The following is a 6612-nucleotide window of genomic DNA, read 5'->3' on the forward strand; positions in this document are numbered from 1 at the left end:
TATGCGTATCGCCGGGGCCATCCCATCAGGGCAGGTGCTGCGGTATGGTCGGCAGGGAACTCCCGCCAGGCCCCGTCATGCAGATCGCCGTCTTCAGTGCCCGCCCCTACGATCGTCGTTTCCTCGACGAGGCCAACCAGCGCGATGCGGCCGGGCAGGGCTTTGCATTCGTGTATTTCGATGCCGCGCTGGACGTGCATACCGCTGCGTTGGCACAGGACTGCGCCGCCGTCTGCGTGTTCGTCAATGACCGCCTCGACGCGCCGGTACTGCACGCGCTGCATGCGCTGGGCGTACGCGCCGTACTGCTGCGCTGTGCCGGCTTCAACAATGTGGACCTGGCCGCCGCGAAAGCGCTGGACCTGTTCGTCGCACGGGTGCCGGCCTATTCCCCCGAAGCCGTGGCCGAGCACGCGCTGGCGCTGGTGATGACGCTCAACCGGCAGACCCATCGCGCCTACAACCGCGTGCGCGAGGGCAACTTCATGCTCGATGGCCTGCTCGGGCGCACCCTGCATGGGCGCACGGTCGGCATCGTCGGCACCGGCAAGATCGGCCTGGCCACCGCGCGCATCTTCAAGGGCATGGGCTGCACCGTGCTGGGGCATGATCCGTATCCGTCGCCGGCCTTCGCCGGCGTGGGCGACAGGGTTGGTCTGGATGAACTGCTGGCGCGGGCCGACATCGTATCGCTGCATTGCCCGCTGACGCCCGATACCCAGCACCTGATCAACGACGCCTCGCTGGCGCGGATGAAGACCGGCGCGATGCTGGTCAACACCTCGCGCGGCGCGCTGGTGGATACCCATGCGGTGATCCGCGCGCTGAAATCGCGGCGGCTGGGTCATCTGGCCATCGACGTCTACGAGCAGGAAAGCGCGCTGTTCTTCCAGGACCTTTCCGGCGAGATCATCGACGACGAGGCCTTCCAACGCCTGATGACCTTCCCCAACGTGCTGGTGACCGGCCACCAGGGCTTCTTCACCGTGGAGGCGCTGCAGGAGATCTCGGCGATCACGTTGGGGAACCTGCGCGATTTTGCGGAGGGGCGGGTGTGTGCGAACCGGGTGGGAGCGTAGACACGCTGCGGAAGTGGGCCTCACCCAGTCCCCACCTGGGGTATTTACTTTGGGTGAATATCATATGAAGCTGTCGTGAAGGGGGGCTTGTCCTCCCTTGAAGTACAGGGGGCGCAAGGGACGGCGCAGCTGCTTTCTGGCCGGAACATGACGCCAGCACACGTCGGTGGATTACCGATCGTCTGGTGATTGCCGACGCAATTGGACAAAGGGATGTTCCATGCGTATCTGGCAGTGGCAGGCGTTGTTGGGCGCGGCATTGGTCGTGTCATCCGGGTGGACCTGGGCGAATAGCCCGGTCACCCCGCATACCGAGTACTACAAAAAGATCAAGAACAGCGAGGGGCTGGCACCGCTGACCTCGAGCCTGTTCGGGGATAGCATCAGCCCCAGCTCGGGGTCGACCGAATTTGTCGTTACCGACATCGACTTGCCAGGCAACAACGCGCTGCCGGTGCGATTGCAGCGTCGTCTCGCTGTGCAGTCCTTCAAGGACCGGCAGCCGTTGGGGGGATTCGGCAGCTGGGACATCGAAGTCCCCTACATGCACGCCACCTTCGACTCCATCTGGAAGTGGAACGAGTCGGGTAATGGCGCCACCCAGCGTTGCTCGCAGACCTTCTACCCCAAGACGCGTACCGGCGTGGGCACCTTCGAGATATGGACCGGCGTGCAGGTGCGTGTCCCCGACCAGGGCGAGCAGGAGATGCTGCTGATCGCCAACGCCTCCAACCCTAAACCCACCAACGGTGAAACCTATCGCTGGGGTACTCGGGGCAACATGCGCCTCAGTTGCCTGGGCTCGACGGCCAATGGCTATCCCGGTGAGGGATTCCTGGGCGTGGATGCATCGGGGAATCGCTACTTCTTCAATGTGGGTATTGAACGAACAGCCGGTTTCATGGATCTCGGCCAGGGCGTAGGTTCAAAACTGGTGCGTGTTCTGCTGATGGCCAGTCGGGTCGAAGATCGCCACGGCAACTGGGTAGCCTATGACTATTCGGGCGACAAGCTGGTTGGCATTCGCGGCAGTGATGGTCGCGCCATCTCCATTGCCTATGCCGGGGACCGTATTGCAAGTGCAACAGCCAATGGCCGTACCTGGAGCTATGAGTACAACGAGGGCTCCGGTGCAATGGGATTCGCACGCTGGCCTGCGCTGCGTGCCGTGCAGCAGCCGGATGGTGCTCGCTTCGGCTATGAGTACAGCTGGCAGGACGGCGGATTCGGGGGCCTGAACCCGGAGTATCAGAGCTGGGATGGTGAACCGAAGCTCTGCATCAAGCCCACGTTCGAGCAGTCTGGATTCACCCTGATCGCGACCCATCCATCAGGAACGCGTGGACAGTTTGAGTTCAAGTACCTGCGCCGCACCCGGCTGGGTGTAAAAAGTACCGCTTGCGCAGACATGGGCGGTGGGCGCTACGCGCAACGCGCCTCCAATGCGTTCGACCTCTTCGCGATCACCAGCAAGACGCTGACGGGGCCCGGGTTGGGCAGTTTGACCTGGACGTACGAGTCGGGCGGATATGACTCGGGCCTGGCCAACTCCGCAGTGTCGACGATTGTGGAGCCAGATGGTACGCGCCGTCACAGTGTGTTCGGACGAAAACTCGACGAGAACGAGGGGCAGTTGCTGCAGGAGGCGGTGCGTGCGCCGGACGGTCAGATCGTCCAGGTCATCACCAATACCTATATGAGTTCGGACGAGGTCCAGGCCGGACCGTTCCCGGACAGCTACGGTTCGATGACCGCGGCCGATGATCCCTTCGCCGTCAAGATTCGTCCCCTGAAGCAATCTGTGCTCAGCCAGGATGGCGTCAACTTCGTCAATACGACCGATCAGTTCGATGCGCATGTGCGGCCGGTGGTGCAGACCGAGAGTAACTCGTTGGGGCGCGCGCGAACGCTGAGAACCACCTACTTCGACGACACGGGTCGTTGGATACTCAGCCAAGTCGCGCGCAGCACACAGAGCGTTGGCGGCGTTGAGATTGAGACCGAACGCACCGAGTTCGACTCGATGGCGCGCCCGCAACGTACCTACGCCTTCGGCGCGTTGCAGCAGACGCTGGGCTATCACGCCGATGGCACGCTCGCCTCCGTGGCCGATGGCAAGGGCAATGCCATTGCGCTTGGCAGCTGGAAGCGTGGCCTGCCGCAGAGTGTCGCGTACCCGGACGGCAGCAGTGCCTCGCTGCAGGTCGATGACAATGGCTGGGTGCGCGCAGCGGTGGAGCCCAATGGTGCCAGCCGAAGCTTCGACTACGACGGGATGGGCCGAATCGTACTGGCGACCCAGGCCGCCAATGACAGCGTGGCCTGGAATCCTTCTACAACGCGATTCTTCCAGGTGGCGGGAGCGGAGATCGGGCTGGAAGCGGGACATTGGAAGCGCGAGTCCAGTACCGGCAACGCACGCGCGGTGACGTACTACGATGGGTTGTGGCGCCCAGTATTGGAAGAGTCGTTCGACGCTGCGGACCGTGGCGGTACATTGCGCCAGACGGTGACCCGTTATGACAGCAATGGGCGCTTGGTTTTTACCTCCTATCCGACGCGCGCGGCGTCCGACTTCCGCTCGGCGCTGCCCGGCACCCATACCGGCTATGACGCGCTCGGGCGCCCCAATCGCAGCGAGCAGGACAGCGAACTGGGCCGGCTTGTCACGACCACCGAGCAGATCGGCGGAGGCAGCGTAAGGGTGACCAATCCGCGCGGCATTGCCACCACCACCGACTACTTGATGTACGGCAAGCCCAGCCAGGACACGCCCATCCGGATTCTCCACGCGGAAGGGGTAGTGACGGAGATTCAGCGCGACACGCTGGGCAAACCGCTGTCGATCCTGAGGCGCAACTACGATGGCAGCGTCAGTGTACGGCGCCAGTACGTCTATGACGGCGCCCAGCGGCTGTGCAAGAGCATGGAGCCTGAGACCGGTGCGACCGGCATGGGCTATGACGCTGCAGGCAATCTGCTCTGGTCTGCCTCGGGCCTGACGTTGCTGGGCCCTCAGTGCGACAGCGACGCTGCCTATGCGTCGCCTTCGCGGGCTGACCGCAGCTACGACAGCATGAATCGCTTGCTGACCCTGCGTTTCTCTGATGGCCAGGGTGATCAGGACTGGAGTTATTGGCCGGGCGGGAAAGTCAAGCGTGTGCAGACGCGCAACAACGGCGCCGTCACCACTAACGACTACACCTACAATCTGCGTGGACTGCCCACGTCCGAGAGCGTGGCCTACGACGGTGGCGAGGCCTGGGCGCTGGGCTATGGCTACGATGCAAACGGCGCCTTGGCAACCCATGTGCAGCCGTCCGGCCTGACGATCGACTACGGCCCGAATGCGCTGGGGCAGCCGACGCGAGCCGGAGCCTTCGCCACCAACGTGCGCTATTACGCGAACGGCGGCATGAGCGGCTTCACCTATGGCAACGGCGTCGTGCATCAGATGACGCAGAACGCGCGCGGCCTGCCCGATCGCAGCACCGACAGTGGTGCAGGTGGCAAGGTCATCGATGACGGCTACGACTACGATGCCAATGGCAATGTGGCGGCCATCAGTGACGGCCTGCCGGCAGCCCCTGGAAACCGCGACATGCGTTACGACGGCCTGGATCGTCTGACCACGGTGACGGCGGCCAGCTTCGGAAACGCAAGCTATGCGTACAACGTTCTGGACAATATCGTCACCGCCAGCGTTGGTGCACGGCGGCAGTCCTTTGAGTACGACTTCAACAATCGGTTGACGAACGTGCGGGATGTCGGCAGTGGTGCGACCGTGACCGGGCTTGGCTATGACAGCCAGGGTAACCTGAAGATCCGCAATGGCGTCGCGTTCCGGTTCGACTACGGCAATCGCCTGCGCGAGGTCGATGGCAAGGAGGCTTATCAGTACGATGCACATGGCCGTCGTACCTTGGCCAGCGCAACCAATGGCAACATTCGTTCCCTCTATGGGCAGGATGGCGTGCTGCGCTATCAGCACGACCAGCGCCAGGCCAAGGGCTTTGACTACATCCAGCTCAACGGCAGCCTCGTTGCCAAGCGTGCCGTGGATATCGCGCCTGCAGCATTGGTCGTAACGGTTCCGGGTTACAGCGCGGACGGTGCGTTTGCGGTGCAGTGGACAGCCGTTGCCGGTGCGCAGCGTTACGAGGTGCAGGAGTCGAGTGGCGGTGACTGGCAGGCTGTCTATCAAGGGCCTGCGCTGAACGTTTCGCTGGCCGGGCGAAGCTCCGGCGTCTATCGCTATCGTGGCCGTGCCTGCAATGGCACTGTCTGCGGCGCTTGGGGTGTGGAAGCCTCCATCCAGGTGGAGCTTGCTCCCACCGCTGCGCCGGTGATCACTGCACCGGCGCAAGGTATCAACGGAACCTATTCCCTGAGCTGGTCAGCGGTGCAGGGGGCCGCCCGCTTTGTGCTTGAGGAGGCCGTGGGTGGTGGTTGGAATGTGGCCTTTGATGGCTCTGGCCGAACCTATCAAGTGACCAGCAAGCCTGCAGGCACCTATCGCTATCGGGTCAAAGCATGCAATCCACAGGGCTGCGGCGCCTACTCGGCCGAAGCGGCGATTACCGCGCTGTATGCCCCATCCGTACCCGCACTGTCGGTACCCGCTGCGAGCTACAACGGCAGCTACGCCGTCTCTGTTTCGAGCGTGGCCCAGGCCAGCAGCTATCGCATTGAAGAACAGTTCAACGGGGGGGCATGGACTGAGATCAACCGGATCAGTGGGAATCAACTGGTCATTAGTGGACGAATCGCCGGCAGTTACGCCTATCGTGCCTTTGCATGCAATGACGCCGGGTGCAGCGCGTCAAGCGCCGTAGGCGCGATCGTCGTGACATTGCCACCGGTCCAAGCCACGGGAATCAATCTCGGCGGTGTGAGCTACAGTTCAACCGTGAGCATGTGGTGGGGCGCAATCCCCGCAGCGACGAGCTACCAGCTGATGGAACAGCTCAATGGCGGGGGCTTCGGACTCGCCCAGGAAGACGGCGCGACCGCCGTGGCCCGAGGCGGTCGCTGGCCGGGGCAGTGGGACTACCAGGTGCGTGGCTGCAATGTCGCCGGTTGCGGACCGTGGTCAGCGGTAGCGGGCGTGCGCGTGATTGGTCCTCCGGCGACCCCGGTCCTGCGCGTGCCGGATGGGGTGGGAATCGGCGCGGCTTACTCGATCTCCCTGCTGGAAGTGGCGGACGCGACGCGCTATGAAATCGACGAAAGTACTGACGGCGCCAACTGGTCGCTGATTGCGGGGGATCGAACCGTTTCCCTGAATAAGGGCGGCGGAGGCAACTTCTACTACCGTGGTCGTGCCTGCAATCCCGCAGGCTGCAGCCCCAGTTCTGCTGCTGGCCTGGTTGCGATTTCCAGTGCGCCGGCAGTACCTACGGGTGTGAGGATCGTAAAGAGCGGCCCCAACATCTGCTCGGTCATCTGGAATGCGTCGCCGGGTGCCACCTACTACAACATGCGTTCAAGCAGCGGCGGCGCGACCTATAGGGCAGAAGGCATCGGCTACGAC

Annotated in this window: 2 protein-coding genes; both read left to right on the top strand. The window is 63.2% G+C overall.

Features of this window, described 5'->3' with window-relative positions:
- Nucleotides 1–77: 77 nt before the first annotated feature.
- Nucleotides 78–1079, top strand: a complete 1002-nt coding sequence (locus tag AC5P56_RS19540) for a 2-hydroxyacid dehydrogenase (RefSeq protein WP_049404415.1) — start codon at nt 78–80, stop codon at nt 1077–1079.
- Between the two features lie 220 nt (nt 1080–1299).
- Nucleotides 1300–6612: wall-associated protein (locus AC5P56_RS19545; RefSeq protein WP_495231869.1), on the top strand; the 5313-nt coding region annotated here is incomplete at its 3' end.

The organism is Stenotrophomonas sp. YJH_SMC_131 (assembly GCF_059367975.1).